The sequence below is a fragment of the Acinetobacter sp. UBA3025 genome, assembly GCF_002367915.1.
Classification (GTDB): domain Bacteria; phylum Pseudomonadota; class Gammaproteobacteria; order Pseudomonadales; family Moraxellaceae; genus Acinetobacter.
This window is the reverse complement of record NZ_DFDO01000249.1, coordinates 1-3,501: the sequence shown is the minus strand read 5'-3', so window position 1 is coordinate 3,501 and position 3,501 is coordinate 1. Positions and strand designations below refer to the sequence as shown.

3 protein-coding genes are annotated in these 3,501 nt (G+C 35.2%); 2 read left to right on the top strand and 1 reads right to left on the bottom strand.

Going from position 1 to position 3,501, the window contains the following annotated elements; translation table 11 throughout:
* Positions 1 to 1,012 (top strand): hypothetical protein (locus B4J23_RS10600; protein WP_291360530.1); only part of this gene is annotated, 1,012 nt, incomplete at its 5' end.
* Here B4J23_RS10600 and B4J23_RS10595 read toward each other — a convergent pair.
* A complete protein-coding gene (locus B4J23_RS10595; RefSeq protein ID WP_414631573.1) occupies positions 1,009 to 1,209 on the bottom strand; it encodes a hypothetical protein in 201 nt (66 codons plus the stop codon). The two genes, B4J23_RS10600 and B4J23_RS10595, sit on opposite strands and share 4 nt — an antisense overlap.
* Before the next feature lie 253 nt (positions 1,210 to 1,462).
* Here B4J23_RS10595 and B4J23_RS10590 point away from each other — a divergent pair, with 253 nt between their 5' ends.
* The gene (locus B4J23_RS10590; protein WP_125278925.1) at positions 1,463 to 3,163 is read left to right on the top strand and encodes an NAD-dependent malic enzyme; all 1,701 of its coding nucleotides are present in this window, start codon (positions 1,463 to 1,465) and stop codon (positions 3,161 to 3,163) included.
* The last annotated feature ends 338 nt before the right edge of the window (positions 3,164 to 3,501 follow it).

Genomic DNA, 3,501 nt, shown 5'->3' with positions numbered 1-3,501 from the left:
TGACAATAAGCTATATACGCCAACGCCTGAAGAAACTAAGTCATTCATTCGCCATGCCCTTGAAGACTTACTTATAGTTCCAGCAGGGTTTTCAAGACACGCCCTTAAAGATTCTATTTTGATGGATATTGATAAGTTACGTGAAGCAGGATTGGACATAGATGCATTTAAAGATGTGATTCAAAAAAGATATATAAAACATCTTCCAAAGGAAATAGTTCCTATCCTAATAAAAGAATTATGGAAATTTTGCTTTATTAAAAGCGATCCTAAAATTGATGAAAATCGACATTTTAATGCAGAATTTTTATTCCAAATAATCACACATTATCCTGAACAGTGTAAGGAGATCTTTCAAAAGGAAGATTACATAAATAAGGTAACTACAGATGATAATATTTTATATATTTATATAGCCTTACTCTCAAGATTTGATTTTATTTATGATCTACTTGATTCGAGTGGTAGAGCAATAGTTTCTAGCTATTTAACTAAACATGAAAAAATGAAAATTTATTGTCCATTTTTATCTAAAAATATTTCTGAGCATTTAAAAGAGTTTTTACCGAAAGCAAATCATGAAACATTTAAATATCTATTAAAACTTTCAGAGAAATTTTCAATTAAAAATGAAGTTATGATGCTAGGGATAGAGGAATACGGTAATTCTACAAGTTATGATGAGGCTGATACTAATTTCAATATTTACATTGAGGATTATTTAATTGATTATAATTTTGCAATGTTCCAAAAGTATTTAGAAGTAAGTGAGAATAACTCACAAATTTACGATAGACGAAAATTCTATGGAAGTAATAATTTAGTTTACAAAATTTTATTTAAAAAATTTGCAATACTAATGGGATATCACGAAATAGATTCTAAGAAATTTCCTAAATTTTTTAGTAATGTTGATAAAGCTAATATTGAAAAACAAGTCAAAGAAGAGGAAAAGCCTGAAAAAGATTTTTTAAGTGCCTTATTATCAACTGCTGATGACTTGCCATTTTAATTATGTTTTGTATCGTCAACTAATTGTTGTTGATGTGGTACAGCAATAGCTTCCCATTCATCATAAGACAAAATAGGTGGAAAAGCGGCTACTAATTTAATAGTAGTCGCTTTGTTCTTTCTATGGGTTTCGACTTTAGCTAAACGCTTTTCAAAGCTTTGTAATATCAGAGTTATGATTTTTATCACATTCGTCAATAATTAATGACCAAGTATTAAGTCTTTCCTATAGCTTGACTAGAAATTTTTAACTTTTGAATTTTAATATTTTTTAAACCCTAGGTACAAAAATAAAACTTATTTCATTGCCGTTATTAGTTTATTAAATAGAACATTTTTCATTATTAATTCGCTGAATGACTGAAACAGCTGAAAGTCGACTAGGATAGTAGGATAATTTTTTGTTCTTTTCGGCTTTCATTCATGTCGAATCTTAAAGTGCGAGTTAAAAATGGCAACTGAACCTCTGAACCCTAAACGTCCACTTTATATTCCCTACGCAGGTACTGCATTACTTGAACTCCCATTGCTGAATAAAGGCTCAGCTTTCTCTGTAGAAGAACGTATTCATTTTAATTTACATGGACTTTTGCCCCAAGCGATTGAATCGATTGAGGAACAAAGTCAGCGTTCATATCAGCAATATTGTTCATTCAATGATGCGATCAATAAGCATATTTACCTACGTAACATCCAGGACACCAATGAGACGCTTTTCTATCATTTGATCGAAAATCACTTAAGCGAAATGATGCCGATCATCTATACGCCAACGGTAGGAGAGGCATGTCAGCATTTTTCCAAGATTTATCGCCGTCATCGCGGGGTTTTTATTTCCTATCCGGATCGGAATCATATTGAGCACATCCTACATAATGTAAATCGAAGAAATGTCAAAGTGATTGTGATTACGGATGGTGAGCGCATTCTTGGTTTAGGCGATCAGGGCATTGGTGGAATGGGCATTCCGATTGGAAAGCTGGCTTTATATACGGCCTGCGGAGGTATTAGTCCCGCCTATACTTTACCGATTACTTTGGATGTGGGCACGAACAACGAGCAGTTGTTGAATGATCCGATTTATATGGGATGGCGTCAGCCTCGTATCACTGGTGATGAATATTATGAATTTGTCGAAATGGTGATACAGGCGATTCAGCAAAGATGGCCCGATGCGCTAATTCAATTTGAAGATTTTGCCCAGCACAATGCCATGCCTTTACTGGAAAAATATCGCGATCGAGTATGTTGCTTCAATGACGATATTCAGGGTACGGCAGCTGTGGCAGTAGGCAGTCTGATTGCAGCTTCCTATGCGTCTAATAAGCAACTAAAAGACCAGACCATTGCCTTTTTGGGAGCAGGTTCAGCCGGTTGTGGGATCGCTGAACAGATTGTGGCAAAAATGGTAGCAGAAGGCCTGACTGATGCAGAGGCACGTAAGCGGGTTTTTATGGTGGATCGCTTCGGCCTTATTACCCAGAATCAGCCAAATCTATTAAATTTCCAGAGAAAACTAGCGCAAGAACCAGAAAATATTGCTGAATGGGGAAATGCTGAAGAGATTATTTCTCTATCGGATGTCATCAAATATGCGAAACCCACAGTGTTGATTGGGGTATCTGGACAGCCGGGATTATTTAGCAAAGATGTGATCACGACAATGGCTGAAAATTGTGAACATCCGATTATCTTCCCTTTATCGAATCCTACTTCTCGCGTAGAAGCTGTTCCAGCCGATATTATTCAATGGACCAATGGGAAAGCTCTGATTGCTACAGGTAGCCCATTTGCACCTGTTAATTATCAGGAACAGATTTATACTATTTCTCAATGTAATAACTCTTATATTTTCCCGGGAATTGGACTGGGGGTAGTTGCTTCAGGCGCTACACGCGTCACGGATAATATGCTGATGGCATCAAGTAATGCCTTGGCAGAATGTTCTCCAAAACTTCAGGATCCAACCGCCAATTTATTGCCAGATCTGGATCAGATTCAGCATATTTCCAAGATTATAGCCTTAAGGGTTGCGCAAGCTGCGATTGATGATGGCGTTGCTCCAAAAGTTGGTTTTGATGTGCTGCAGAAAGCCATTGATACGAATTTCTGGATACCGGAATACCGGGAATATAAGCGTGTGACCTTTTAATATTATTAGGGAAAGGGCAGTTTAAAATTAAGTAAAGCAGAGCGATGACATTGTTATTTCTCTGCTTCTTTGTTTGCAGGAAACGAAAGTACACTAAAATGTAAAAGTTTAACTCATTGAAGCAATATGGATTTATTTTATCAAGTCGTTGAAATTAAATAAAATATAATGAAGATTCTGTAAATAATAAAATAATATTTATAAAGTAATTAAATATATATATAAGAAAACTTGATTATTTTAAATCTTCCTGTATACTGGCCTTAACTAGAAAAAAGTCTTGTTGCAAAAAATCTTCCTTAAGTATCGTCGTTTTATTCATAATCCTTCGTTTTATC

Coding starts and splice junctions, on each gene's coding strand:
- B4J23_RS10590 (WP_125278925.1), top strand. CDS start 1,463: ATGGCAACTGAACCTCTGAACCCTAAACGTCCACTTTATATTCCCTAC.